The following is a 26,860-nucleotide window of genomic DNA, read 5'->3' on the forward strand; positions in this document are numbered from 1 at the left end:
GAGCGCCAGTCCCTCAAGAACCTCACCGACCTTGTGGACGCCGCCAGCCGCTACGGCATCGCCGTCATGGGCGTGACCGCCGTGGGTCGCGCGATGGCCCGCACGCCGCAGTACTTCCGCCTCGCCACCCGCATCATGGCAGAGCTCGGCGCCAACGTGGTGAAGTGCTACTACACCGAGAAGGAGTTCGACACCGTGACGAGCTGCTGCCCCGTGCCGATCGTCATCGCCGGTGGCAAGAAGCTCCCCGAACTCGACGCCCTGAAGATGTGCGCCAACGCCATCAAGCAAGGCGCCAGCGGCGTGGACATGGGCCGCAACATCTTCCAGAGCGACGCCCCCGTCTCCATGATGCAGGCCGTCCACGGCGTGGTGCACGGTGGCCTCAATGCCAAAAAGGCCTTCGAACTCTACAACGATCTCAAGAAGAAGGAGCTGAAGAAGAAGTAAGACTTCGAGCCACCGAACGCATTCACAGGAGGGGGATCATCTTGATCCCCCTTCTTTTTTCCCGAAAAGCCAAATTTTTGGAACCACTAATCCCACGCTAATAATGAACCGGAAAATCCCATTCTGGATTCCGGAATTAGTGTTCCATTAGTGTGCGATTAGTGGTTTCAAAATCCGATCCGAATTCCCTTCCCGCCCGAATCACCCCGTGCTAAAGCCCCTGCGATGAAACACCCTGTCTCGTTCCTGCGCACCATCACCCTGCTGGAGGCCATCTCGTTCCTGATCCTGCTCTTCATCGCCATGCCGCTGAAGTATGCCTGGGGGATGCCTATGGCGGTTAAGATCGTGGGCATGGCGCATGGCCTTTTGTTCGTGACTTTCTGCTTCGCGCTTTACCGCGTGCTGATGCACACCAAGTGGCCCTTCAGCCGGGCTTTGCTGCTCTTCGTCGCCTCACTGCTCCCCTTCGTTCCCTTTTTCATCGACCGCCGCATGCGTGCGTGGGCGGCGGAAGACTCCTCCCAAGCGCCAGCGTGAAGAAGGTACTCATTCATTCCGACGGCGGCTGTCATGGCAATCCCGGCCCCGGCGGCTGGGCCGCTGTGCTGGCCTACGGCAAACACGTGCGCGAACTCAAAGGCGGCGTACCCGCCACCACGAACAACCGCATGGAGCTGCAGGCTGCGATCGAGGCCCTGCGCATTCTCAAGGAGCCCTGTCAGATCGATTTTCACACCGACTCGCAGTATGTCCGGCAGGGCATCAGCCAGTGGATTGCGGGATGGAAGCGCAACGGCTGGCGCACCAGCACCAAGCAGCCGGTGAAAAACGCGGACCTCTGGCGTGCGCTGGATGCCGCCACCTCGCAGCACAAGATCCAGTGGCACTGGGTGAAAGGCCATGCAGGGCACACGGAAAACGAACGCTGCGACCAGCTGGCCAACGAAGCGATCGCCGCCGTCAAAGCGGCGTACACACCGCATCAGTTAAAGGCGCTGCTTGAAGAATTCAAGGCAGAGACCGAAGCTTAGCTGCTGTGACCTCCACCACCCCAGAACACCAACGCCTGCGCGCTGACCGCGAACGCCAGGCGAACTGGAAACGCTGGGGCCCTTATCTCTCCGAACGCCAGTGGTCCACCGTGCGCGAGGACTACTCGCCGCAGGGAGACGCCTGGGATTCCTTTCCACATGAGCAGGCGCGCTCGCGGGCGTATCGCTGGGGAGAAGACGGACTGCTGGGAATCACGGACAGGCAGTGCCGCCTGTGTTTTGCGCTGTCGCTGTGGAATCACCGCGATCCCATTCTCAAAGAGCGGCTCTATGGACTCACCGGACCGCAGGGAAATCATGCGGAAGATGTGAAGGAGCTGTACTACTACCTCGACTCCACGCCGACGCATTCCTACATGAAGGCGTTGTACAAATACCCGCAATGGGAGTTCCCCTACCAGAAACTGGTAGAAGAGAACCAACGTCGCGGGCTGAACGACCCCGAGTTTGAAATTACCGACACCAGCGCCTTTGCTGAAGAACGTTATTTCGATGTCTTCGCGGAATACGCCAAGGCCGCGCCGGAGGAGATCTGCATACGCATCACGCTGCACAATCGCGGCCCTGAGGATGCGGCGCTGGATGTGCTGCCCACGCTCTGGTATCGCAACACCTGGTCGTGGGAGGAAGGTTCTCCGCGGCCGCAGCTCACGCTCAGAGAAGGCATGGCCTTCGGCACACACAGCGGACTGAAGTCTTCCATGGTGGATGATCTCGGCCAGCATTGCCTGCAAGCCCTGACCGCAAGTGATGGCACGCAGCCACAATGGCTTTTTACTGAAAACGATACGAATCATCATCTGTTGTATGGCACGCCGAATGACTCCCCTTTCACCAAGGATGCGTTCCATCGCTATGTGATCGATGGAGAAACCCATGCGGTAAATCCGGCACAAACAGGCACGAAGGCCGCCGCTCTTTATTGCCTGCGAATCCCCGCAGGCGGAAGCGCGACGCTCAAACTGCGGCTGCGGGAACATTCACTCACCGCGACCGCTGACTTTGATGCGGTCTTCACTCAGCGAATTGAGGAAGCGGATGCGTTTTACCACACGCTCAATGCCCCGGATGCGGTGCATGCGCAGATCCAGCGCCAGGCTTTTGCGGGGCTGCTGTGGTCCAAGCAGTTTTATTATTATGTGGTGCCGGAGTGGCTGCAGGGAGACCCCGCCTACCCGCCGCCGCCGGAGAGCCGCAAGGGCGGGCGCAATCATCACTGGCAGCACATCTATGCGCGGGACGTGCTCTCCATGCCAGACAAGTGGGAATACCCATGGTTTGCGGCGTGGGACGCCGCTTTTCACATGCTGCCCTTTGCAGAGCTGGACCCCGACTTTGCCAAAGAACAGCTGCTGCTCTTTCTGCGTGAATGGTACATGCACCCAAACGGCCAGCTCCCGGCTTACGAATGGAAGTTCAGCGATGTGAATCCGCCCGTGCATGCGTGGGCCTGCTGGCGTGTGTATAAAATCAGCACGCCTGCCGGAGCACGGGACCGGGAGTTTTTGGAGCGCTGCTTTCAGAAACTGCTGCTCAATTTCACCTGGTGGGTGAACCGCAAGGACAGCGAAGGACACAACCTCTTTTCCGGCGGCTTCCTCGGCCTGGACAACATCGGCATCTTCGACCGCTCGCAGCCGCTGCCAGACGGCCAGCGCCTGGAGCAGGCGGATGGCACCGCATGGATGGCCTTCTACGCACTCACCATGCTGAACATGGCGCTGGAACTCGCGCAGCGGCCGGATGGCACGGTGAACACCGCCTATGAAGACATGGCCTCCAAGTTCTTCGAGCACTTCGTACAGATTGTCGATGCCATCAACAACATCGGTAACGATGGCCTGTGGGACGAAACCGACGGCTTTTATTACGATGAACTGCACGCTGAAGGCCAGCAGCCCCTGCCTCTGCGCACACGCTCCCTCGTGGGCCTGCTCCCGCTTATCGCCGTGGAATTGCTGGATGCAGGGCGCATCGCCCGGCTGCCCGGATTTAAAAAGCGCATGGACTGGTTTCTGCACCACCGGGCCGACCTCGCCCAGCATGTGAGCTACTGCGAAAGCGGCGGCGCACACGGCCATCGCCTGCTTGCCATTCCTTCACGCGAGCGCCTGCACCGGCTGCTGCGTTACTTGCTGGATGAAAACGAGTTTCTCTCGCCGTTCGGCATCCGCTCTCTTTCCCGATACCACGAAGCTCATCCCTTCAGGCTGCAGCTCAACGGTGGAGACCTCACCGTCAGCTACGTGCCCGGAGAAAGCGACAGCCTCATGTTCGGCGGAAACTCCAACTGGCGCGGCCCCGTCTGGTTTCCCATCGCTTATCTCATTGTCGAGGCGCTGGAGCGCTACCACCATTTCTATGGCAATGACTTCACCGTGGAACTGCCCACCGGCAGCGGGCGGCTCATGACTCTGCAAGGCGCCGCCAATGAGATCTCCCGGCGCCTGACCCGCCTGTTTGAACCCGGCCCCACCGGCCACCGCCCCTGCCACAACGGCGATGAGCGCTACGCCTCGCATCCCGCCTGGAAGGACCTGCTGCTCTTTCATGAATACTTCCATGCGGAAAGCGGCCGTGGTTGTGGAGCCTCACATCAAACAGGATGGACTGCCCTTGTGGCAAGGATGGTGAGGAAGCGTTAGAAAAGTACCCTACTCACACCTGACCGTCGAACAGTGCATGGCCAGCACCGTCGTGAGCGAGCCATCCCTACGTTCCAGCCGGTGCACGCAAGGAAGGACGACGGGGCCAGTAGGAGCCTGCGAGATCGCTCATCGAAGGGGAGGAGCGCCCATCGCACCTTCAGATCATCGCTCGGAACTCGGGTTCGTTCACGATCTTCACGCCCAGCTTTGTCGCTTTGTCCAGCTTGCTGCCGGCATCTTCGCCAGCGAGCAGATAGGTCGTCTTGCCGCTCACGCTGCCGCTGACTTTTCCGCCGTTCGCACGGATGGTGTCAGCGATGGATTCGCGGTCTTCGCTCAACGTGCCGGTGATGACCCAGGTGGTGCCATTGAGCTTGTCGGAAGCAGCCGTGACGGCTTTCTGTGTGAAGTTGAGACCCGCTGCGCGCAGCCGGTCCAGCAACGCAAGGTTATGCTCTTCACGAAACCAGGCGTGAATGCTGACCGCCACGATTTCCCCAATGTCCGGACACTGGACGAGCTCTTCCACGCTGGCGTTGGCGATGGCGTCGATGCCACTGAAATGCTCGATGAGCTTGCGTGCGCCGCCAGCACCGACGTGCAAAATGCCGAGGCCGAAGACGAGACGCCAGGGGTCCTGCTGCCTGCTTGCGGCAATGGCCTTCAAATAGTTGTCGATGCTTTTGGTGCCCACACGCTCCAGCCTTGCCAGGCTCAGCTCGTTGAGATCGTAGAGGTCCGCCACGTCTTTGACGAGCTTCAGCTCCACCAATTGCGCGATGACAGATTCTCCCAGGCCGCTGATGTCCATAGCGGCGCGGCTTACAAAATGCTCAATGCGGCGTTTCACCACTTCCGGGCAGTGCGGATTTGGGCAGCGGATGACCACCTGCTCTTCATCCTTGTGCACTGCCGTCCCGCAGACTGGGCAGTGGGTGGGCACGATCACAGCGGCTTCATTTCCGCTGCGCAGCTCCTTTTTCACGGAAACGACGGCAGGAATGATTTCACCGGCTTTTTCAATGATGACGGTGTCCCCCACGCGGATGTCCTTGCGCTCGATCTCCTCATAATTATGCAGCGTGGCATTGCTGACGGTACTGCCGCTCACCAGCACCGGCTCCAGCCGCGCCACAGGCGTCAGAGCCCCAGTGCGTCCCACCTGGATGTCGATGGCGGTGATCTTTGTCTCCGCCTGCTCCGGCTGGTATTTGTAAGCGATGGCCCAGCGCGGCGCCTTGCTGGTCACACCGAGTTCCCGCTGATCGGCAAAGCTGTTCACCTTGATCACCGCCCCGTCGGTTTCGTAGGGGAGCGTCCTGCGTTTTTCATCCAGTTCACGGATCGCCTGCAGCAGTCCTTCCGCGCTGTCCGCATGCCAGACGAGATCCGCCTTGCGCAGTCCGGCGGCATCGAGCAGCGCGTACACATCGGTCTGTGACTCCACATGACTGGCCTCCGCCAGACCATAGAAGACGATGTCCAGCGGACGCTTGGCCACGATCTTCGGATCCAGCAGCTTCAAGGTGCCAGCAGTGGAGTTGCGCGGGTTGGCAAACAGCGCCTCTCCCGCCTCTTCTCGTTCCTGATTGAGCTTGGCAAAGCCGCTCTTCGTCATGAAAACCTCACCGCGCACTTCAAAATTTTGCGGTCCATCCTTGGGAAGGCGCAGGGGCAGGCGCTTGATGGTCTTGAGGTTGTTCGTCACATCGTCACCGGTTTGTCCATCGCCACGCGTCGCGCCGTACTTCAGCATGCCGTTTTCATAGCGGATCGTGATCGCGACGCCATCCACCTTCGGTTCGATGACGCAGTCGATTTTCTCGCGCCCCAGCCCCTTCTGCACGCGGGCAAAGAACGCGCTGAGCTCCTCCTCGGAGTAGGTGTTGTCCAGGCTCATCATGCGCACCGTGTGCGTGATCTGCGTGAAGCCTTCCAACGGCGCTCCGCCCACACGCTGCGTTGGGGAATCCGCCGTCAGCAGGTCGGGGAACTTCGCCTCGATCTCCTGCAGCTCCTTCAGCAGCACATCAAACTGCTGATCGCTGATTTCAGGCTTCGCCTCGACATAATAGAGGCGGTTGTGGCGGTGAAGTTCGGCGCTGAGAGAGGCGGCACGGCTGGCGGCTTCGGCGTGGGTCATGGTTGGCGCCTTGCATAGCTGCAAAGCGGCGCAAGGAAACGAAAAATCGTCATTCCTGCTGCGCCACCCACGGAGTATCTCGCATGAGATGTTTCATCAGGACGCCGGCACCGATCATCAGCACCGATTCTCCGGCCAGAAAGCTCCAGAAATGGCCGATGTGCCACATCCAGCTGGAAAGCCCGCCGACAATGCCTGCGGCAATCATGGACACCGCCATCATCAGGCAGCCGGCGCTGGTGTTCTTGATGTCTTCGGAGGGTTTGGAAAAGGGCAGCCACTGGCCTGTGAGGCCGGTCAAAAGCGAGAAGGCAGGCAGAAACACCACCGCCGGCAGGCTGAGCATCAGAGGTTCCCAGGAGCGCTGCAGCCCGCAGACCAGCGCGGTTTGCAGGATCAGCACGGGAAAACTCAGGCAGCAGAGCACCGCCTTGCGCGCGCCATGATACAGCGGCGTCCAGTGCCGCAGCGGCGCCACGTGGAAGAAGGCGGAGGCACGCCAGTGCTCGGAGCAGCCGAGAAACATCATGGCCTGCAGGGCCACCATGCCGAGAAAGCACGTGGCAAACCCCTGCGCCATCATCGGCATCGCCGGCATCTCGGCGCGATCCTTGCCAGCGGAGAACAGCACCACCAGCGGCATGATGATCATGGGCGCAATGCCCGGATAGAGACGCAGCTTGACCTCACGGTCACGAAAAAGGTAGGCGGTGGTCAGCTTGAAGGCCTCCCGCTCCACCGGATCTCGCAGCCACCAGCGCAGCAGCGGTAGTTTGACGAAGGCCGCCAGCCACACGCCCCTCGGCTTCCTGCGCTCTTTGGTGGCTCCCGCCGCCTCGTTTAAATGCATGAGTCCCTGGCCATAGGCGCCTCCCAGCTTTTCCAGCGCCAGCCAGCTGGTGACGGCGGTGACGATCACCGCAAAAGCAGCAGGCAAGGCAAGGCTGGCGGGACTCAGCGTGCTGCCGCCCAGCAGGGCGTCCAGCGCACCAAACCACACCGGCGGCAGCGCCAGCATCCAGGCGCTGAAATGCTCGAAGTTTTTGAGCGCATCCATTTGCAGCATGCGCGGCATGATCTGTCCGCCCATGACCATGACGATCGTCAGGAGTGACTGCAGCGTGGCGAGAAGATTGTCGAGGCGCTCGCGGCCAAACCATCGCAGACAGGCATTGTAAACCAGGACGATGCAGGCGGCGGAAAACAGCATGAGCAGCGCCGTCGAAAACAAATGCGCCGGGATGAAGCGCCAGGTGGCCCCCTTGCTCCACGTGCCTGTAAACAAGCCGGCCAGGTTCAGCGCCAGCGCCAACAGAAAGGCAAAACCTGCCAGCACAGAGCACTTGGCGCGGAGCATCTGCTGCGGCGTCACGGGCCGGTGCAGCAGGATCTCCGCCTCCTCCTTCATGAAGAGCATGGTGCCTGCGCTGGAGGCCAGCGTGAGAGAGGCAAACATCATCGTCAGGCTGTGCAGACTTACCGCAAACACAAAGCTGTTCGCAAACTGGGAGAGAAACGCCGGTGCGAGGCCCAGCAAGGCGTAAACCAGCATGGTGACCCCCAGTCCCATCTGCCGGCGCGTCTGGTTCATGCCTGCCTGCTGCGCCGCCCGCCCCTTGAAGAGCAGCTTCCAGAACAGTTTGCGCAGGACCTTCGCGGGCGGCGGAGCGGCGGCACTCATGACAGCATGCTTTTGGCAAATGTCTCCGCCCGCGCTTCCAGGCCGCTGAGCCCTGTCAGCCGGGTAAAGAGCTGCTCCAAGGTGTCGGCTCCGTGTTGATGCTGCAGTTCTTGCGGCGAGCCCTCCACCAGCAGCCGACCCTGGGCCATGATGGCCACGCGATTGCACACACGCTCCACGACATCCAGCACATGCGAGCTGTAAACGATCGTTTTTCCTTCACGGGCCAGGGTTTCCAGCAGGGCTTTGAATCCCACGGCGGCGTTGGCATCCAGCCCGTCCAGCGGTTCGTCCAGCAGCACCACTTTGGGGTTGTGCAGCAAGGCGGCGGTGATCACGACTTTTCTCCGCATGCCTTTGGAGTAGGCCCCCAGCAGCTTGGTCGTGAGGGTTTGCTCATCCAGTTCGAAAAAGTCCAGGAACTGCCGGATGCGCGGTCGTGCCTCCTCTTCCGGCAGTCCGTACAGCGCCCCGATCATCAGCAGAAATTCGAGGCCGGTGAGTGATTCATAGACCGCACCGGAGTCAGGCACGAACCCGAGCAGTCGCTTGGCTTCGATGGGATGAGTGGCAATGTTGACCCCGCAGATCAAGGCGGTGCCCGCATCCGGTTGCAGCATGCCGGTGATCATTTTGAGGGTGGTGGTCTTCCCTGCCCCGTTAGGCCCGAGCAGCCCGACGATTTTGCCCGGCGGCACCTCCCAGGTCAGCTGATCGACGGCAAGTTGAGCACCGAAACGCTTGGTGAGACCCTGAATGGAGATCATGCCCCCGACCTTCCATGGGGTGGGAAGGCTTGCAAGCCAGCAATCCGAGGGGCCAAAAGCCGTGAATTTTAATAGATATTAACTAAAACCCTTGCCGCTAAGACTAAATTCAATATACTGATCATAATTTCAATAATATGTCAAAGCACCCTTCCCACCTTCCAACGCGTCTGCGTTTTGCCGTGCTACTGGTGTTCTTGATTCTCGGCATAAAGCAAGCCTCCAAGGCCCAGGCACCTGCCTTGGCCCCGAATTTGCCACCGCCTGCTGCGCAGCCGAGCCCTGGGACTTACGTGCCCGTAGGGGAAGGTGCGACCGTAAAACTCAATTTCCCGACGGCCCCTATCCAGGCCATCATCCCTGTTTACACCCAGCTCACTGGCAAGAAGCTCATCCTCGACTCCTCACTCGGAGGTGATCCCCTTCACCTCAGCTGCCCACAGCTTCTCACCAAGAGGGACGCCATCGCCTTCATCGAAGCCACGCTGCTGCTGAACAATTATGTCATCATTCACATTGATGCGACCACCGCAAAGCTGATCAACCAGACCGGTGGCAAAAGCACCACGGCCGCTGGTTTGAAAGTGTACAATTCCGTGCGTGACCTGCCGCAGAATGAGGAGATCTGCCACTACGTTCTACCTCTGCAGTTCATCTCTGCAGACGAAGCGTCCAAGGCCTTCCAGCAGGTCATCAAATTGAACACCTATGGGGCCATGTCCGGAGTCTCAAACGACACGGCCCTCATCATCACGGAAAACAGCGCCACCATCCGCAGCATCTGTGAGATCGCCCAGATCATCGACGTGCCCCCTGCCGAAACTTCCAATGAGATGATCAAGCTGGAGCGCTCCGATGTGGAGCTCGTGGCCGAGATCGTGAACGAGATCTTCGAGCAGCAGGAGAAGGTCAAAAGCACCGCCGCCTCTCCTGCACCTGCCGCAATGCCAAACGCGGTCACCCGCCCCGGCGTGCCTGCTATGCCAGCCGCAGCCCCCGCAAATTTCGCCAGCACCTCCGGCTCCAACCCCGCGGCGGCCCGCGTCAAAGTCTTCGCCTACCGCCGCACGAATGAACTGCTGGTCATCGGACGCCCTGTGGACATCACCTACATCAAAGGCCTGGTGCAGAAACTCGACAAGCAGGACGACGGCACCAGCTTTCTCAAACGCCGCCTGAGGTATCTGGACGTTCAGGATTTCCTGCCAGTGGCTTACAATGCGCTGGCGAAAGACACAGACATCCAGTCTGGAGAAGGCGGAATTGCCAGCGGTGGTGGTGGTGGTGGCGGCGGCGGACGTCGCAGATCCCGGTCATCCAATTCTTCGTCTTCAGACGCAAACCGTGACTCAGGCAACAGCGGCAACATGGGCAGCAGCACAGCCTTCAATACCAATTCCAATTTCGGCGGCTTCAACTCCGGCTCCAACTACAGCGGTGGCAACGCAGACCGCAGCCTGCTGGACAATCCCGAAGATGTTGGCGCGCCAGAATCCATGGTGGTGGGAAAAACCCTGCTCATCGCCGACCCTCAGTCCAACAGCCTGGTCGTTTCGGGATCTCCTGAGCACATCACCCGGATAGACATGCTCTTGAAGGAAATGGATGTGCGCCCGCAGCAGATCTACATTTCCGCGATCATCGGCCAGCTCAGCCTCGGCAAAAACTTCAACTACGGCTTCGATTTCCTCAAGCTGCTCACGGATTTCAGCGTCAGCCGCAACGGCAATGCTTCAACGACCACCGTCTCCGGAGGCACCACGACCACGTCCGCTTCCGGCATCGTGCAGTTCCCTGCCAAGTTCGGCCAGCTCAATCTCTACGGCCAGCTCGGCTCTCTGAGCAACTACATCAAGGTCATCGACACCAACAGCAACTTCAAGGTGCTCGCCACGCCAAGCATCTACGCCAAGAACGCCGCCAAATCGGTGATCTCCTCCGGCCAGAGCATCGCCGTGCCGGCCAACATTCTCTCCAATGGCGGTTTCTCCGCCGGCATCGCCAGCACGCAGACCAGCGTGACCTATCGCGATGTCCTCCTCAAGCTGGAGGTGATCCCGCTGATCAATTCTGACAACGAAGTCACCCTGCACATCGCCCAGATCAATGACAACATCGTCGGCTCGCAGACCATCGGCAACAACACCGTGCCCACCATCGGCACCCAGAAGCTGGTGACGGAAGTGGCGGTGAAAAACGGCGCCACCGTGGTGCTGGGCGGTCTCATCACCGAACGTGTCACCAAAGGCAAAAACGGCGTCATCGGCCTCAACCGCATCCCCATTCTGGGCCAGCTTTTTGGCACAACACAGAATCAAACCACCCGCGACGAGCTGCTCATTTTCATCCAGCCCCACATCGTGCGTTCGGAAGATCCTCTGGACACTCCCAACAACATCGAGAGCGGCCGCAGCAAGATCTACGACGAGTCCATGCAGTTCGGCGCCCCCGGCCTGGAAAACATTCCCCGGGCGCTTCCAGTGCGCGAATAATACCGCGGACAGTTGAGAACGAGTGGTAATACCATGCGCCGTTGAAAACGGGTCTGGAGAGAGTGTAAGCATTCGCAATGTCAGCAGGCAGCGTGAGGCGAGCGCCTTAAGCCTGCGAGCATTATGGCAGCCTTGAGCGTACGGCAGGCGCTGGAACCTTGCGTATGCCCTCGTGGTCGGGCGGTTTGGCGAGGGGCGCTGGAGCTGCTGAATGCTCAGCGCGCCAAACATGATCGACCTGCGCCGACCGCGCGTCCAGCAATCAGGGAAGGGTCTTTTCTCGCTCGTCACCTTCGCAGCTTGCATCAACTCGGAGAGGCGGATGATTGCAGAAAGAAGGGGGATCCAAAAGATCCCCCTTCCTATGATCGCGTTTTGCTGCGCTGAATCTGTCGCTTGCTTAAATCACCGCCACCTCACTTCTTCTCAGCCTCTGCCCGGTTCTGGGCATAGGCACTGCGAGCGGAGAGGTAGGGATCCACGGCGTCTTTGGTGATCGTGTCGTACTTGTCCAGCTGAGTCGGCAGTGAACGCAGCGTGTTGGAAAAGGGGGGAACGACAACCCAGTCATGCTTGGACCTGGCTCCGTACCAGTAGAGATAGGGCCAGTTGACAGGATTGAGAGCGTAATCCCCGGCCAGTCCCACGGTGTCTCGGAAGGTGCTCGGGCCAAGCAGCGGCAGCACAAGGTAAGGACCATTCGGGAATCCCCATTTGGCCAGGGTTTGCGCCGTGTCTTCCTCCGGCACATTGGCAAGCGCGGGGATGCGCTCAGCCGGCCGGAAAATGCCGCCGACGCCGCCCACCGTGTTCACGACGAACTTGCCTGTCTCCTGCCCTGCGCGCTTCAGCTTGCCTTGCAGTGTGCAGTTCACCACGCGGACTGGGTATTTTACGTTCTCAAAGGCATTGTCGATCCCCTTGCGCACCGGCCGTGGCAGGATGAACTCATAGCCTTTCGAGATCGGACGCAGGACGAAAGTGTAGAGCTGGTCATTGAGCCAGAAGGTGCCGCGGTTGAGCGGAATCAAAGGGTCGGCAAGATCCGCCGTGGCATATTCATCTTTTTCGTCCTCGATTTTCTCAGGCCCCACCTTGTCCAGCGCCTTGCCCTTGGCGGCTTTGGCAGTGGACGCGGCTTCAGCCGAAGGCTGGGCGGCGTTCGTTTTCCCCGTGGTGCTGCAGTCAGTCAGCAGCGGAGAAGCTGCCAGGAGCAGCAGGCGGAGTGTGAGTGCGTGGTATTTCATTGGGGACGTGAGACGGATTGTGTAAGAGAGCTGATGACGGCGGCCGCGCCACCTTTTTTAAATTGGGCATCCAGCTGCGTGCGGTAGTTGGCGACCAGGCTGACGCCTTCGATTACCACATCGGTGATGCGCCATCCCTGCACCTGCTCCATGCGGTAGATCACGGTGTAATGGCTGCCTTTGTAAACCATGCTCGTCGGCACATCGATCCGGTCCGCCGCGGTGGCCACCGCCGCCTTGTACGTGATGGCCGGGTGCTCTCCAGGCGTGAACTTGCTGCTGTAGCTGCGGATGATCAGCGTCGAGAAAAGCTGGGTGGCCTCCTGCTGCTGGGCCGGGGTGAACTGCTTCCAGCCAGGGCCCACCGCACGACGCGTCATCGTCTCAAAGCTCACGTACTTATGCAGCACCGGGCGCAGGCTGTTGGGCAGGGCGGCGCGGTTGCCCGTGCGATCTGCCACTCCCAGCACCTCGGTGACCGCCGTTTGGAGGCGCGACTGTGCCTCGGCCAGCTGCGCGGACGCGGCCAGCGGTGCGGCCAGCAGGACGAGAGGGATCAAAAAACGAAGGGTCATGGGGCGGGAGGGGGGGCTTCTTTACCTTTTTCAACACTGCCAAAGGCCATCTTACCTATCAACGACTCCAGATCCACGGAGGACTCAGTCATCGTAATACGCGAACCTGCACTAAGGTACGTTTCGTCTGCACCTGGAGCAAGCGCCACATATTTATCACCGATCAGCCCGGTTGTTTTGATGGAAGCCATCGTGTCTGTCGGCAGTTTCAGGCCCGATTGCACCCGCAGGGTCACCATCGCGCTGTAGTCGGTGTCGTCCACACGGATGCTTTCCACACGGCCCACGGGCACGCCAGCCACCAGCACGGTGCTGCCGGCATTGAGACCGCCCGCATTGGTGAAACGTGCCTCCATGACATAGGTGTCGCCGCCCACGATTGCGCCAGCGCCAAGCTTCACCGTCAAATACACGATGGCGGCGATCCCCATCAATACGAACAGGCCGACGTAGAGTTCCAGCTTGGATTGTTTCATGATTCTTCAGATTGGAGCGCCTCACCACGGCGCAGGGCAGCAAGTGTACGGCCAAGTGCCGCTGCACTGTCGCGAAAATCACACACCACGGCGGCAGTGGAAGCAGAAAATTCGTCCGGTGTGCCTTCAAAGCACATCCGCCCTTTGTCAAGCAGCGCCACCCGGTCGCTCGCGATCAGCGCCTCGGTCAGGTCGTGCGTCACCACCAGAGCGGTAAATCCGAACTGCCGCTGGTACTTGGCAATCATGGCAAAGACGGCATTGCGCCGGAGCGGATCCAGCCCGGCGGTAGGCTCGTCAAACAGCACCAGTTCCGGCCGGGTCACGATCGCGCGCGCCAGGGCCAGACGCTTCTGCATCCCCCCGGAAAGCTGGCTTGGGTAGCGGTCCTGATGCGCCTCCAGCTCAAGCTGACGCAGCGCCTCCAGACTGCGTTCACAGATTTCCTTGTCTTTTAAATCCGTTGTCTGCTCAAGTGGCAGCGCCACGTTTTCCAGCGCCGTGAGGGAATCGAAAAGCGCATTGCTCTGAAACAAAAAACTGCAGCGGCGGCGGAAGTCGGCACGCGTCCCGCCCTTCCCCGGTTTCAGCGGCCTGCCATCAAACGAGATGGAACCTTCATCCGGGCTTTCGACATCCGCCAGGCATTTCAGCAGCACGGATTTTCCCGCACCGCTGCGCCCCAGCACCGTGACGAGGCTGCCACGCGGCACCTCGAGGTTCGCACCATCAAGCACGACGTTTCCGCCGAAGCGCTTGCTCAGGCCTTCGATGCGCAGAAGCGGGGTGGAGTCGGCGCCCATGATCAGACAAGGAAGGAGGTGATGACGTAGTCGGCCGCCAGCACGATGATGCTGGACTGCACCACGGCCCGCGTCGTGGAGGCGCTGACGGCTCGCGCTCCGGTGGCCGATTTGCAGCGGTGCGCATTGAAGCCGTGGTAGGAACACAACGCGACGGTGAGCAGGCCGAAGGTGACTGCCTTGGTAAAACACTCATGCACATCCTGCGCTTTGATCGCATGCTCCACGGACGACCAGTAAACCCCGGGCTCCAGCCCTAGAAGCACCGAACCTGAGAGGCTGCCCCCCAGCAAGCCCACCGTGACAAACAGCGCCGTCTGCATGGGATACACCACCAGTGCCGCCAGCAGCCGTGGCGTCACCAGGTAGGCGTGACTGCTCACTCCCATGGTCTCCAGCGCGGCGATCTGCTCCGAATTCCGCTGGATGCCCAGTTCCGCCGCCAGGGCGGAACCCGCCTGCCCCACCAGCATCAGCGCCGCCAGAGCAGGCCCCAGCTCCCGCACCAGGCTCAAAGAAACCAGGGTGCCCAGCAGGCTTTCGGACCCAAACCGGTTCAGAACATAGTACCCTTGCAGGCCCAGAACCAGCCCGGTGAACATGCCCACGATCAAAATCACCGGGAGACAGCGCACACCCTGCTCAAATCCCGCCCTCATGATGCGCCTTCCCAGCCGCCGCGCTCCGACGGCCGAGCGAAAAGACTGCCCGGTGAAAAGAGCAAAGTCCCCTAGATCATGAACGATGGAAAGTGTGAAACGTCCTACGGTGCGCAGCATGCGGTGCAGGTACCTTCACCCACGCACCGAAGTTGCGCAATCACACAGCGCGTCCCCCCGCAATTATTCTTGCGGGCGCCGGATCACAGATCCCCGACTGGCAGCCATTTGCGCTGTTCCCAGCTCTGCAGGCCCAGTTCGGCGAGTTGCACTCCCTTGGCCCCCTCCCGAAGAGTCCATGGGAAAGGTGTGTGCAGCACGACGTGCTTGAGAAACTCCTCCCACTGGATCTTGAAGGCATTGTCGTAGGTCGTGGTGTCCGGCACTTCCTGCCACCCGGCAAAGAAATTGATCGGCTGGTCGATGTCAGGATTCCACGTGGGACGTGGCGTGGTGCCAATGCTCTGCACCCAGCACTTCCGCAGGCCTACGATGGCGCTGCCGTGGGTGCCATCCACCTGCATGGTCAGCAGGTCATCGCGTCGCACTCGCACCGTCCAGGAGCTGTTGAACTGGCAGATCACTCCGCCTTCACACTCAAACGTGGCGTAGCAGGCGTCATCGCTGGTGCAGTCGTAGGGCTTGCCACGTTCGTCGATGCGCTTTGGAATATGTGTGGCCCCGAGGCAGCTCACGGCCTTCACCTTGCCAAAAAGATTGTCCACCACGTAGCGCCAGTGGCACAGCATGTCCACAATGATGCCCCCTCCGTCCTCCTTGCGGTAGTTCCATGAAGGCCGCTGCACCGGCTGGTCGCCGTCTTCTCCGGTGAAGACCCAGTAGCCAAATTCACCCCGCACACTGAGAATGCGGCCAAAGTAACCCTGGTCCCTCAGGGTGCGGAATTTGCGGATGCCGCTCAGCCACAGTTTGTCCTGCACCACGCCGTTTTTCACGCCCGCGTCTTCGCAGAGCTTGGCCAGGCGCAGCGCCTCGCTCGTTTCCACAGCGGTGGGTTTTTCACAGTAGATGGCCTTGCCGGCCTTCACGGCCTTCTCCACAAAACCCGCGCGCTGCAGCGTGCCCGAGGCATCAAAGAAGATCTCATCCTCTTTGTTGGCCAGCGCGGCATCAATGTCCGTGGTGTAACGAGTCACTCCCGTACGCTCGGCCAGGGCCTTCAGCTTGTCGTGATTGCGCCCGGTAAGAATGGGGTCGGGCATGATGACGAGGTCATCGCTCACTTTTAGCCCGCCTTGGTCCCGGATGGCCTTGATCGAGCGGATCAGGTGCTGGTTCGTACCCATGCGCCCGGTGACGCCGTTCATGATGATGCCGATTCTACGTGTGTTCATGGTTGGAAATGAGGATGAAAAAAGAGTGCCCGGTCAAGGCTGCACTGCGGCTGCGCCCGGCGTGACGAGCACCTTCCGAAACGCACCCAGATCATCGAAGGATCCGAGTCCGATGCGGCCTTTGCCAAAGGTTTTGTCGCTGGCCTCCAGCACCAGCTTCCCGTCAAACCACACCTTCATGCTGCCGGATGTGGCATCGCGCTCCAGCTTGATGGAGTGCCAGTGGTCGGGCTGCCACGGCAAAGTCTCGGCACGAGTCGTCGTGATGGCCTTGCGGTCGGCATGGTTCACCACGTGCAGTTGCAGATGCACCCCGTCCGCCTTCTCTCCCAGGTGGGCATAGTAGAACTCCGACTCGCCCCTGCCGCCAAAGGCGATGCAAACGTCGTTGTTGCCTTTGTTGAATGAATCGAGCCGCGCCTCACAGGTCAGCGTGAACGAGTCCCACTCTCCGCCGCCATACCAGGCCATGCCAAACGGCCTGCGGACCTTCGGCTTGTACTGCGCGTGCTTTTTGAGCACCAGCATCGTCTCCGCGCCATTCCCCTGCCACTCCCATGCGGCCGGATCTTCCAGCTGCCACTGGTCGCGCCGCAGCAGAACAGCCTCAGCGCCTGCCGCGGAAAGACAGCTGACAAGAAGCAGCAGGAGGGTGCGGGCTTTCATGCGTAAAGTTGTGCGTAGCTGGCGGCAATCTTGTCCAAAAACTCCCCTTGGTCCCCGCTCCACCACTTGTTTGAAAAGATTTCGACTTCGCGATGCCCGGTAAATCCTGTCGCATCCACCCAGTCGCTGATTTCCTTGATGTTGATGCAGCCTTCCCCCATGAGGCCGCGATCGTTGAGCAGGTCCGTGGTGGGGGTCTTCCAGTCGCAGATGTGGAAGGCGTGCAGGCGGCCGGTCTGCCCGGCGTGATCAATCTGCGACTTCAGCTCCGGATCCCACCACACATGGTACACGTCCACGGCAATGCCGACCGATTTGGGCGAACCGAGCGCATCGCAAATCTCGTGCGCCTGCCGCATCGTGTTCACCGCGCTGCGGTCGTCCGCATACATGGGGTGCAGCGGCTCGATGGCCAGCCTCACCCCCGCCTGCTCCGCCGCAGGCAGCACGGCGGCGATCCCGTCCGCAATCTGCTTTCTCGATTCCATCAGCGGCTGCCCTGGCACAGCGCCGCACACCAGCACAATGAGAGGCGCACCAATCGCATGCGCCTGCTCGATGGCTTTCAAGTTGTCATCGATCGCCGCCTGGCGCCCCGTCGGCGCACTGGCCGGAAAAAAGCCGCCACGGCACAAACTGACGACTTCAAGGCCTGCATCGCGAGTCTGCCGCGCCACGCCGCCCAGATCACGCCCGTCCAGCGCCTGCCTCCAGATCGTGATGCCAGTCACGCCCCGCTTCGGGAACTGCATGAGGCATTCTTCGATGCTCAGGGGCTTGGTGGTGATGGTGTGGACGCAAAGTCGGCGCATGGGAGGAACCTGTGCCGCATTGGAGCATTGGAAAAGAGTTCTTTTCAATCGCCACCATTGGAAATGCTGATGGCAGCGGGGTGGAGAGCGCGGGCCCGAGTGCAGAACCACTTTATGGCAGCGACTGGTATGGAAAGCGGAAGGCCCTCCGCCCCCATGTTTTTCCGCAGGGCGGAACGCATGATCCCCCGTCTTATCTCAAGAAAAAACCCGGATGACACCCGCCGTTTTGATGCTTGGATTGGCGGCGGGGGTCATATATGAATATCACCACATCCTTGCGGATCTTCGGATTTGTCATTCCTGCCGGCCAGATATCCAAACATCTGGCAGGTCCCGCCGGAAACTTGTCCACGGTGGCTTGCCTGATCACGCTCCTCGCGCTGCAGGCTCCGCCACGCGCAGCGGCGGTGGTGGTCCATGAGAAAATGCCCGTGGCCAGCGTGCAGGCACTGGCGGAAGGCGGCAGTGCGGAGGCGGAGTTTGCCATGGGCCAGAGCTACCTGCTGGGAAAAGGCGTGAAGAAGGATGCCACGGAGGGCGTCCGGTGGCTGCGCCAGGCCGCTGACCGAGGCCTGGCCAAAGCGCAGTATGCCCTGGGCCGCGCGTTTCTTCAGGGCACGGGGGTGTCTCCGGACTCCGCTGAGGCGGTGAAGTGGTTCCGCATGGCTGCGGACCAGAGCAATGTCGATGCTCTTTACAGCCTGGGCAGATGCAGCGCCCAGGGTACCGGCATGCCCAAGGATGCAACGGAGGCGGCGAAGTGGTACCTCCTGGCCGCGGAGCTGGGTCATGTCAAAGCTCAGGTGGAGATGGGGCACGCCTGCCTGCGCGGCAACGGTGTGGCGCAGAATGCAGCGGAGGCAGTGCAGTGGTACCGAAGAGCGGCCGAGAAGGGAGATTCAGACGCGCAGGAAGCCGTGGCGCGGGCTTACATCAAAGGCCAGGGCGTCGCTCAAAGCGCGGACGCGGCGCTCCTGTGGCACCACAAGGCCGTGGGATTGAGCAAAAGCGTTGAAAATAATCCGGTGGAGGCCGCCAGATGGAGCCGCCGCGCTGCTGCTCGTGGCGACGTCTTCGCTGAAGTCGAACTGGCCTTTGCCTACTTCCGGGGCGCCGGCGTCAAGCGGGACGAGGAAGAAGGGGTCCAGTGGTTTCTCAAAGCAGCCCAGCATGGCGTGTCTCTGGCCCAGAGCGAAGTGGCGTCTGCCTACATGAAAGGCAGAGGCCTGCCGATGGACCAGGTGGAAGCCGTGAAGTGGTACCACAAAGCCGCAGAGCAGGGAGACGCCAAGGCCGAATACGCACTGGGAGTGGCTTATTTCCAAGGCGAAGGCGTGCGCAGAAGTCCGGGGGAAGGTTTGAAGTGGTACGCCCGGTACATCGAGCACAGTCCCGCAGGAACGGACACTCTGGAGGAATTCATGAGCTGGCATATCGCTGCGGCCCGACTGGGAGATGTCGGTGCACAGAGCGATCTCGGCCAGCGCTACCTGGAAGGGATCGGCGTGCCGTATGATGCAAAGGAAGGCGTCAAGTGGCTGCGCATCGCCTCCGGGCACGGCGATGCCATGGCACAGTTCCGGCTTGGCGCAGCCTGCAGCAGAGGCGAAGGCACCGCCCTCGATGCCGCGGAAGCGGCATACTGGTACCGCAAAGCAGCCGAACAAAACCTGGTGCTGGCTCAGCTGGAAATGGGCCGTGTTTGCTTCTCCGGAGACGGCGTGCAGAAGAACGAAGCGGAGGCGGTGCAGTGGACTCGCAAAGCCGCCATGCAGGGCAATGCCCAGGCACAGGATGAACTGGGCAATTTTTACCAGGTGGGACTTGGCGTGGCGAAAGACCCGGCCTCCGGCTTGAAGTGGTATGAAAAGGCGGCGGCCCAAAAGTACGCGGAAGGCCAGTTCCACCTGGGCGTGTGCTACCACGACGGCGCCGGCGTGAAAAAGGACCTCACCACATCCATCGAGTGGCTGCGCAAAGCGGCCGAACAGGGGCATGCCAAGGCGCAGTACCGGCTGGGCCAGAGCTACATGCAGGGCGAAGGCGTGAAGAAAGATCCGGTCGAGGCCCTCCAATGGTTCCTTCTTTCCGCTGCCGGAGGCGATCCCGATGCCACTCCCCAGGCCGACAAACTCAAACCTGAGCTCACCCCTTCCCAGGTCACGGCCGTGCAGATTCGGGTGGAGAGACTTCGCACAGACAAGCTGCCCCGCGAACCACGGCCGCTTGAAGGCAAATTCGAGCAGGAGAAGCCACCGACGGGGGCGCGGTAGAAAACCGCCATCCCCTTCCCCTTAATGACTTGAAGCACCCGATTTTTTAAGACTCCGGGCAGCGGCGGTGTTCATCGAAATCCAGAGGGGTTCGAGAGCGATCCTCTCCGCCAGTTCGGCAGGTGTTTGGTAATTCGTGGCCGTGTTATTGAGGTTTACGCGCTGAGCGGAGGCGGTTCCTTGGGCCCTCCAGAGGATCTTATGGGTGTGGGCGTCGGTCAGCACATAGTCGGCTCTGACCGTGCGCGTCGTAAGCTCCCTTCGGGTGAAAGGCCCGCCGCGGAAGGGACTCACACCGCTGCGAGGGTTGGGGTTGTTCCAGCCAAGGGCGTTGTAGGTTCCGGATGCTCCGCTCACGTTTCTAAGACGCAAGAAATCGAGGTCCCTTCCCAGATTCACCGCGTTGGAAACCGAATTGGCTCTCAACATGATCTTGAAGATGTAATCCGTGTCCCTGGGGCGTGCTTCATAGGGCTTTCCAGCCACCATGCGTTGATACTCCGCCGCTCCGGATTCCTCACTGATCGCTTCGGGCAGGATCGAAACCCGGGCCTCCTTCAAGTCGCTCTGCAGCACTTTTTCCGCCTGCGATAAAACTGGCGCGTCGATCCCCTTCCCCGGCCAGTTCGAGGAGGTGATCACCAGACCATCAAGTCCCACCGTTTTGCCTTTCAGCATTCCAGGCTGCAGGTTGTTGATGACGACCTTCAATCTTGGTCCCTGGCAGCTGCCAAGCAACAAAGGAAGCAGCAAAGCAAAAAGCGAAGTTCTCATGAGAGTTCGGAGGTTGTCCCACCACGCACCAGACGTTTCCCGCTTGGAAACGCCGCAGCTTGCTTCAATCTAGCCAGTGCATCATGGAATTCTACCAACTCGGCTATTTCCTGGAAGTCGCACGCCAGCGCAGCTTCACCCGGGCAGCGGATCGTCTGCACATGGCACAGCCTGCGCTGAGCCAGCAGATGAAAAACCTCGAGACCGAACTCGGCACCCAGCTCTTCATTCGGGGCCGCAAAGAGACTCAGCTCACCGCCGCCGGCAAAGCACTCCTCCCTCGAGCGGAAGGGCTCCTCATGCAGGCAGAGGCAGCCAAGGCGGTCGTTTCAGAGGTCGCACAGCTCCGTGGGGGCAAGCTCGTCATCGCCACCATTCCCAGCGTCAGCGCCTGCCTTCTGCTGGAGGTCGTCCATCAATTCAGCCGCCAGCATGAGAAGGTAAAACTTCAGCTGATCGAAGACAGTTCCGAGCGAGTGGCCGACTGTGTTGAGTCCGGGCTGGCGGACATTGGCTTCCTCCAGCTCCCGGCCAGCAAGTCAATGTTCAAGGCTCAGACCATTCTGACCGAGCCTTTCGTGCTGCTGGTTTCTCAATCCCATCCTCTGGCCAGACAGAAGGCGGTGTCGCTGGAGCAGTTGTCTGCTGAATCCTTCATTTTCTACAAAGGCCGTGCGCGCGACATGGCCTCGGAATCCTGCCGTAAAGCCGGATTCGAACCCCAGCTCGTCTGTGAAAGTGGTGAACTGGGCACCGTGCGCTCGCTCGTTGCGGCTGGTCTTGGACTGGCCATCGTGCCCCAGCTTGCGGCAAGAAATCTTCCGGACACCATTCGCACTGTGGCCATCCGTGAACCCAAAATGCAGCGTCAGATAGCGGCCGTGTGGCAGAAAAACAGCATGCTCTCGCCGGCGGCGGGTGCCCTTCTAAAACTCGTGACCGACTTGCTCGCAAAGGGGAGCATTCAATAGCTCCCCTCCGCAGGCGCAAAATCAGGACTTGGCAGCAGCAGGCTCCGCGGGCTGGTTTGGCGTCTTGGCCGGAGCGTAGTAGTAGCTGGCGTAGTTGTAGTAAGTGTACTCTTTGAGGTTCGAGCTGGAGCGGTTGAGGATCACGCCGCCAATGTTCACCTGGCGTTCATACAGCAGATCGAGCGCCTTGCCGGAGAGGCGGGCCATCGTGGAGGACATGCGCACCACGAAGAGCACGGAATCCAGTTTCGGAGCAAAGCTGGCCGTGTCGTCAGCCACAAGCACTGGAGCACTGTCGAAGATGACATAGTCATACTCCTCGGACATTTCCTTCAGCATTTCCTCCGCCGTCTTGGAGAGAAGCATTTCGGAGGTCTGGTCAAAGACATCGCCACGGGCCAGGAGGTCCAGATTGCGCGTGCTGGTTTCCTGCACGGCGTCGCGCCAGTGGAGCTTGCCACGCAGGGCTTCGCTGAGACCGGGGGTGGAAGGCAGCTTGAAAAGCTCGCTCACACCGCCACGACGCAAGTCACAGTCAGCCAGCAGCACACGAGCGCCCGCCAGCGCCATGGTCACCGCCAGATTGGACGTGACGGTGGTCTTGCCTTCGTTCGGCACCGCACTGGTGATGAGGATGGTCTTCGGGGGCTTGCCCTGCCAGTTTTTGAAGAGAATGGACGAGCGGACATTCCTAAACGCCTCCGCATAGAGATGGCGGTCATCGTTCGGACGCAGCAGCGCGACATCTCCGCGGTTTCTCTGCTCCGGCACCTGTCCCAGAACGGCTTCGCCGGGGAACAGCGCCTGGAACTCGCTGTAGGAGTTCATGCGGTCATCCAGACGGTCAAACAGCAGCAGGATCACGATGCCCGCGCCCATGCCGGCAATCAGACCGATGACGATGGGCATGACCCAGTCTTCCACGTTTTCAGAGGCGGGAGTGGCGCGCTCCTGAATGGCGACGTAGTCAGCCTGGGTGTTAAAGATGTTTTGAATCTGCTCCACCTTCTCAAACAGCTTGTCATAGGCCATTTTGGCCGTCTCAGCCGCCTTCTCATACTTGTCATGCTCGGCAATCTTGCCACCCAGATCGAGTGCTTCTTTCTGCTTCTCGGCAATCTGCGCGTCCAGCACCTGCACACGGCGCTGAATGTCAGCCATCTGAGTGTGCATCTCCTGCTGGATCTGCTCCGCGTAGGAGGTAAGAAGAGCCTTCTGCGCCGCCAGATCCTCCGACACATCCTGCACCATCGGGTGCTGCTGCTTGAACTGAGTGAGCAAAGAATCCAGTTTGGTCTTCAGCTCGGTGATCTTTGACTTCGTGCGCAGATAATCCTGCTCGGCCATCGTCATGCCATTTCTGCCTGGAGACGTTTCGGATTTGACTCCCGGCGTGGGCGCTCCTTCGGCTCCCTTGGCGGCCGCGTTGGCAGGGGCCGCACCGGTGGCGTTCAGCATGCGTTCGCGCGCCTCCATCGCGGCGTTCACGTTGGCGATGGCCAGGCGCAGATCCTCAAGCGCGGTGCGCTGCGTATCCCGCTGGTTTTCCAGATTCACGAGGTACTGGGCGGCAAGATTGTTGCCGTTGGTGATGGTAAGGATGTTGTTGGCAGCCTTGAACTTCGTCAGCCGGTCCAGGCTCTCCTCCATGACCTTCTGCTTGTTCACCACCTCCTGAAGAAACTGCTGAAGCACCTTTCCCTGCGCGGCTTCGCGGATGCTCTGCCGGAACGCGATAAACTCATCCAGCAGCGCGTCCAAAAAGATGCGGGTATACTTTGGCTCCGACCCGGTCGCGAGGATGTTGAAAATGGCCGACCCTTTGGTCTGAGCCACACGAATTTCCACGTCCGAGTCCTTCACGTCGGGATTCAGCGCCCGCACACGTTCCAGTGCGCGCCGTTTCATTTCAGCGCTTTCCACCGTTTCGATAATCGTGCCGTAGAAGTCGGCCTGCTGCTCACGCCACGAAACACTGTCGTTAAACACCATCTGGCCGCCTGCCACCAGCTTCGCCAGCGAGCGGAACTCCTGAGGCCGACCGGTGATGCGCAATGCCTGCACACAAACCCCAATGCTCGCCGTCAGAAGCAAGAACCACCAGCGGCGGCGCAGGAGAATTTTGTAGCGCTGGAATTTAGCTGAAGCCTCGTGAATGCGGCTCAGCGTGCTCGATTGCGCCTGCCCTGGGAGAGTGAGGTTTTGTTCCATGATTTCGATTATCCAAATTTGTTCTATCAGGCTGCCAGGCGAGCCTGCTGTTCCCCCGACAATTTCCCGGGAGCGCAGACTCGCTCAAAAACGCAATTAAGCCATTTGATTTATTCGGCAGCCCGACTGTTCGATTTTATCTCAACTTCATCTCGATTAAATCGAAGAACCTGTGTCAATCCACGACCTGCCTTAGAAGTTCACGGTCTTTTCCTCGACGATGATCACGTCATCCTTGCGGATGAACACGTCGCGAGCCAGATCTCCCTGGCGCATGATGCCGTCCACGTTCACCAGGATGGTCTTGTTGCCCTGAGGCGTCTTGCGGATAATTTTTACTTTCTTTTTGTCTGCAAACTGGGCAAAACCGCCCGCACGCAGGATGGCCTGGCTGATGGAAATGTCTTCGTTGGCCGGGAGATCATACTTCCCTTGGCGGGCCACGATTCCGAACATCACATAGAAGTCGAGTTCGTATTCCTTTGTCTTAATCGCTGTCTCAGGATCGAACTGGTCGATCGCCACCAGAACCGTGGCGTGCTGGAAGAAGTTCTTCTCGAGCTCTTTTTTGATGGTGAAAGCAAGGTCTCGGCAGGTTTTTCCTCTCGCCGAAACCAGACCCACGTACGGAGCCTGAACTTCCCCGGTCACCGCCACTCTTTGCTGCACCGCATCACGGCGGTCTTCCAGCACGCGTATGCTGATGGTGTCCCCTGACGAAATGGGCTGATTGTTGTCCAGGTTGTCCATGGAGGACAGAAGCGAAGCCCCTGCGTTGATTGGCCCGGACGGTGCTGCGGCCTGTCGTGATCTCGATTGCTCAGGAATTCGGAATCCAGGGTCTTGTGCCGAGAGGTTTGGCAGGGCTGCGGACAGGAGAAGAAACGACAGTGCTAGCTTTTTCATGGTATTGAAGATCGATTTTGACGCCTCCAGCCACCGGCGTTTTTACCGGCTGGCTGATTTCGAAGTTCATAGACCAATATTGGTCCGTTTCGTTAGAAATTGTAATTCAGGCCCAAAATCACGCGCGTCTGTGTCGAATCCCCGGCGGACTGCTTGTAGTTGGTCACGAAGTAACGGTAGCCAAGGTTCACACCTGCCTTGGGTGTAAGCGCATAGTTCAGATCGAACGAGAAGCCGTTCTGGTCGGCATCGCGGCCGGCCACACCATAGTAGTCTGCACGACCGAAGTGATAACCCGTGCCAGCGCGCAGCTTGGTGGTGATCTGATGCGTGTAGTAAACGTCAACACCGAACTGGGTCAGCTTGTAGCCCGTGCCTGGGAAGGCAGGCACCGGAGACAGGTCGGTCAGAGAAGGACGGGCGTTTTCATAGTAGCCCGAGATCGAGAAACGACCACCCTTCCAGGCGACCATCGAAACACCATAGTTGATGAAGTCAGCCGTGATGAAGTTTGAAGCAAGGTTGATGGAGGACTCGTGTCCGACAGTCAGGGTGTGGCTGAAGCGTGCATTGAGCTGGTTCGTGATGCTCAGGTTGTAATAGTAACCATGAAGATTGGAACTGTCTCCCGGACCGGCTGGCGGAAGCACAGTGGGTGCCTTGAAGGTGAAGTTCTGCAAGCCACCGGACATCTTGATGACGGTCGATTTGCCGATCGGAACACTGACAAATGCGCCCCAGTTGACCAGGGTGCCGTCGTTGAGCACGGGCTTGACGTAGCGCAGAAGAGAGACGCCGCCTTCCGTTCCCAAGATCCACGTCGCGGTGGGGCTGTAGGTCAGGGACGCATGGAAGGAGTTCATCGTACGGCTGAACTGCTGGTTGGCGCTGCCCAGCGCTTCAGAAATCGTGTTCGTGTAGTTCGTGGCAAGCGCCCATGCCGAGTTGATCTGCCAGTTGGCTGCAATGCCGAAGTCGTTCTGGAACACACCGAAGCTCGAGTTGTTTGCTGCTCCCACAAAGGCGTTGTTAAGCGCCGGACGCAGGGACATGCGGTCATAAATGGTGATGTTCACCGGGCCAGCCTTGATATCGAAGGCGATCGTGGAACCGGGCAGAACGTTGATCAGATAGCTGCCGTTGCCGTAAGCCGCCAGCTCCGGATGGTTGAAATAATGGTCCACGCCGATGCCACCGGTGATGCTCAGCACATTGTTTTGCGAGATCCGGTAGTTGGCGCTCACATTAAGAAGTGTGCTGCTGATGATGTCAGAAACAGGGGTGGCGGTACGACGAATGTTGCTGTTGTACTCAAAACCCTGATAAAGTCCCAAGCCAATGTTGACCGGCCCGAGCATCAGGTTGCGCTTTCCCGACAAAAACGGATCTGAAGTGTAGGTGGGGGCAAAATAGCTGAGCGCCTGGGAATATTGACCCGAATAGGTGGTATAGTCACCCACCGCACGAGCTGCGAACGCTGAGCTGCCGCTTCGTACCGAAGGCTGGGAAATCTGGCGGTCAGAACGCAGGAGCTGCTGCAGGCTCTGGTAGCCCTCCTGATCTTCCTGGCTCACGTAAGCTCCTTTATTATAGTCGTAGACCACATCCTGGGAACGCGCAGCTGACTGGGCGCTCTTTTTGAGCTGACCGGCTCGGGAACGCAGGTCATTGAAGAAGTTGCTGGTCTGTGAGGGAGAAACACCAAACTGCGCGCTCGATTTTTGCGGCAGCAAGCAGCCTACCGTAAGAGTAAACGCCATCAGAAGAGCATTGCAGGGCAGGAGTCGAGAGTGTTTGATCAGCATGACGGGAGAGTTGGATCGGGATTAAAAGCGATAGAAGCAATTTTGGATGCCTTTGTCCATACTAAATTTGTCCCGATTTTGCCACATC

At 59.8% G+C, this 26,860-nt stretch carries 21 protein-coding genes and 1 pseudogene; 7 read left to right on the top strand and 15 right to left on the bottom strand.

Annotated elements, in window-relative coordinates; genetic code table 11:
* The 4 genes and pseudogenes from ACILSO_RS19490 to ACILSO_RS19505 form a co-directional block, all read left to right on the top strand.
* Positions 1–450, top strand: a pseudogene (locus tag ACILSO_RS19490) (3-hydroxy-5-phosphonooxypentane-2,4-dione thiolase LsrF); the annotation flags it as partial.
* A 225-nt stretch (positions 451–675) separates the two neighbouring features.
* Positions 676–990, top strand: a complete 315-nt coding sequence (locus ACILSO_RS19495; protein WP_395739122.1) for a DUF3817 domain-containing protein — start codon at positions 676–678, stop codon at positions 988–990.
* A complete protein-coding gene (rnhA, locus tag ACILSO_RS19500) occupies positions 987–1,484 on the top strand; it encodes a ribonuclease HI (RefSeq protein ID WP_395739123.1) in 498 nt (165 codons plus the stop codon). Before ACILSO_RS19495 ends, rnhA begins: the two co-directional genes overlap by 4 nt.
* 5 nt (positions 1,485–1,489) lie before the next feature.
* Positions 1,490–4,150: an MGH1-like glycoside hydrolase domain-containing protein gene (locus tag ACILSO_RS19505; RefSeq protein ID WP_395739124.1), complete on the top strand. Its 2,661-nt coding sequence runs from the start codon at positions 1,490–1,492 to the stop codon at positions 4,148–4,150.
* Positions 4,151–4,310: 160 nt separating this feature from the next.
* Here the strand turns inward: ACILSO_RS19505 and ligA are convergent, their stop codons facing one another.
* From ligA to ACILSO_RS19520, 3 genes are read right to left on the bottom strand one after another with little or no spacing between them, the layout of a single operon-like run.
* Positions 4,311–6,296, bottom strand: coding sequence for an NAD-dependent DNA ligase LigA (ligA, locus tag ACILSO_RS19510; protein WP_395739125.1), 1,986 nt, complete (start codon positions 6,294–6,296; stop codon positions 4,311–4,313).
* A 49-nt stretch (positions 6,297–6,345) separates the two neighbouring features.
* A complete protein-coding gene (locus tag ACILSO_RS19515) occupies positions 6,346–7,977 on the bottom strand; it encodes a hypothetical protein (RefSeq protein ID WP_395739126.1) in 1,632 nt (543 codons plus the stop codon).
* The gene (locus tag ACILSO_RS19520) at positions 7,974–8,744 is read right to left on the bottom strand and encodes an ABC transporter ATP-binding protein (protein WP_395739127.1); all 771 of its coding nucleotides are present in this window, start codon (positions 8,742–8,744) and stop codon (positions 7,974–7,976) included. Before ACILSO_RS19520 ends, ACILSO_RS19515 begins: the two co-directional genes overlap by 4 nt.
* 137 nt (positions 8,745–8,881) lie before the next feature.
* Between ACILSO_RS19520 and ACILSO_RS19525 the strand changes: the two genes are divergently transcribed.
* Positions 8,882–11,236 carry a secretin N-terminal domain-containing protein gene (locus tag ACILSO_RS19525; protein ID WP_395739128.1) on the top strand — a complete coding sequence of 785 codons (2,355 nt, stop codon included), beginning with the start codon at positions 8,882–8,884 and terminating at the stop codon, positions 11,234–11,236.
* Positions 11,237–11,652: 416 nt separating this feature from the next.
* On the opposite strand, the gene ACILSO_RS19530 is transcribed toward ACILSO_RS19525, so the two are convergent.
* From ACILSO_RS19530 to ACILSO_RS19565, 8 genes are all read right to left on the bottom strand, one after another.
* Positions 11,653–12,483 carry a VacJ family lipoprotein gene (locus tag ACILSO_RS19530; protein ID WP_395739129.1) on the bottom strand — a complete coding sequence of 277 codons (831 nt, stop codon included), beginning with the start codon at positions 12,481–12,483 and terminating at the stop codon, positions 11,653–11,655.
* Complete coding sequence (locus ACILSO_RS19535) at positions 12,480–13,058, bottom strand: ABC transporter substrate-binding protein (protein ID WP_395739130.1); 579 nt, start codon at positions 13,056–13,058, stop codon at positions 12,480–12,482. The genes ACILSO_RS19530 and ACILSO_RS19535 overlap by 4 nt, the downstream gene beginning before the upstream one ends.
* Positions 13,055–13,534: an outer membrane lipid asymmetry maintenance protein MlaD gene (gene mlaD, locus ACILSO_RS19540; protein ID WP_395739131.1), complete on the bottom strand. Its 480-nt coding sequence runs from the start codon at positions 13,532–13,534 to the stop codon at positions 13,055–13,057. Before mlaD ends, ACILSO_RS19535 begins: the two co-directional genes overlap by 4 nt.
* Complete coding sequence (locus ACILSO_RS19545) at positions 13,531–14,337, bottom strand: ABC transporter ATP-binding protein (protein WP_395739132.1); 807 nt, start codon at positions 14,335–14,337, stop codon at positions 13,531–13,533. Before ACILSO_RS19545 ends, mlaD begins: the two co-directional genes overlap by 4 nt.
* A gap of 2 nt (positions 14,338–14,339) precedes the next feature.
* The gene (locus tag ACILSO_RS19550) at positions 14,340–15,116 is read right to left on the bottom strand and encodes an MlaE family ABC transporter permease (protein ID WP_395739133.1); all 777 of its coding nucleotides are present in this window, start codon (positions 15,114–15,116) and stop codon (positions 14,340–14,342) included.
* 83 nt (positions 15,117–15,199) lie between these two features.
* Entirely contained in the window at positions 15,200–16,351 is a 1,152-nt protein-coding gene (locus tag ACILSO_RS19555; protein ID WP_395739134.1) for a Gfo/Idh/MocA family protein, read from the bottom strand.
* Positions 16,352–16,384: 33 nt separating this feature from the next.
* Positions 16,385–17,017, bottom strand: a complete 633-nt coding sequence (locus ACILSO_RS19560) for a hypothetical protein (protein WP_395739135.1) — start codon at positions 17,015–17,017, stop codon at positions 16,385–16,387.
* Positions 17,014–17,829, bottom strand: coding sequence for a sugar phosphate isomerase/epimerase family protein (locus ACILSO_RS19565; protein WP_395739136.1), 816 nt, complete (start codon positions 17,827–17,829; stop codon positions 17,014–17,016). The genes ACILSO_RS19560 and ACILSO_RS19565 overlap by 4 nt, the downstream gene beginning before the upstream one ends.
* 260 nt (positions 17,830–18,089) lie before the next feature.
* On the opposite strand from ACILSO_RS19565, the gene ACILSO_RS19570 reads away from it, so the two are divergent.
* Positions 18,090–20,105 (top strand): SEL1-like repeat protein, encoded by a 2,016-nt coding sequence (locus ACILSO_RS19570; protein ID WP_395739137.1) that lies wholly within the window; start codon positions 18,090–18,092, stop codon positions 20,103–20,105.
* A gap of 21 nt (positions 20,106–20,126) precedes the next feature.
* Here ACILSO_RS19570 and ACILSO_RS19575 read toward each other — a convergent pair whose 3' ends face one another.
* Positions 20,127–20,879 (bottom strand): hypothetical protein, encoded by a 753-nt coding sequence (locus tag ACILSO_RS19575; protein WP_395739138.1) that lies wholly within the window; start codon positions 20,877–20,879, stop codon positions 20,127–20,129.
* An 83-nt stretch (positions 20,880–20,962) separates the two neighbouring features.
* Here ACILSO_RS19575 and ACILSO_RS19580 point away from each other — a divergent pair, with 83 nt between their 5' ends.
* Positions 20,963–21,850 carry a LysR family transcriptional regulator gene (locus ACILSO_RS19580; protein WP_395739139.1) on the top strand — a complete coding sequence of 296 codons (888 nt, stop codon included), beginning with the start codon at positions 20,963–20,965 and terminating at the stop codon, positions 21,848–21,850.
* 21 nt (positions 21,851–21,871) lie between these two features.
* On the opposite strand, the gene ACILSO_RS19585 is transcribed toward ACILSO_RS19580, so the two are convergent.
* The 3 genes from ACILSO_RS19585 to ACILSO_RS19595 all read right to left on the bottom strand — a co-directional run bounded on the left by ACILSO_RS19585 (position 21,872) and on the right by ACILSO_RS19595 (position 26,772).
* Positions 21,872–24,061 carry a polysaccharide biosynthesis tyrosine autokinase gene (locus ACILSO_RS19585; RefSeq protein ID WP_395739140.1) on the bottom strand — a complete coding sequence of 730 codons (2,190 nt, stop codon included), beginning with the start codon at positions 24,059–24,061 and terminating at the stop codon, positions 21,872–21,874.
* Positions 24,062–24,253: 192 nt separating this feature from the next.
* The gene (locus ACILSO_RS19590; protein ID WP_395739141.1) at positions 24,254–24,967 is read right to left on the bottom strand and encodes a polysaccharide biosynthesis/export family protein; all 714 of its coding nucleotides are present in this window, start codon (positions 24,965–24,967) and stop codon (positions 24,254–24,256) included.
* A 92-nt stretch (positions 24,968–25,059) separates the two neighbouring features.
* The gene (locus ACILSO_RS19595) at positions 25,060–26,772 is read right to left on the bottom strand and encodes an outer membrane beta-barrel protein (RefSeq protein WP_395739142.1); all 1,713 of its coding nucleotides are present in this window, start codon (positions 26,770–26,772) and stop codon (positions 25,060–25,062) included.
* Positions 26,773–26,860 lie beyond the last annotated feature (88 nt).

The organism is Prosthecobacter sp. (assembly GCF_044226605.1).
GTDB lineage: Bacteria > Verrucomicrobiota > Verrucomicrobiia > Verrucomicrobiales > Verrucomicrobiaceae > Prosthecobacter.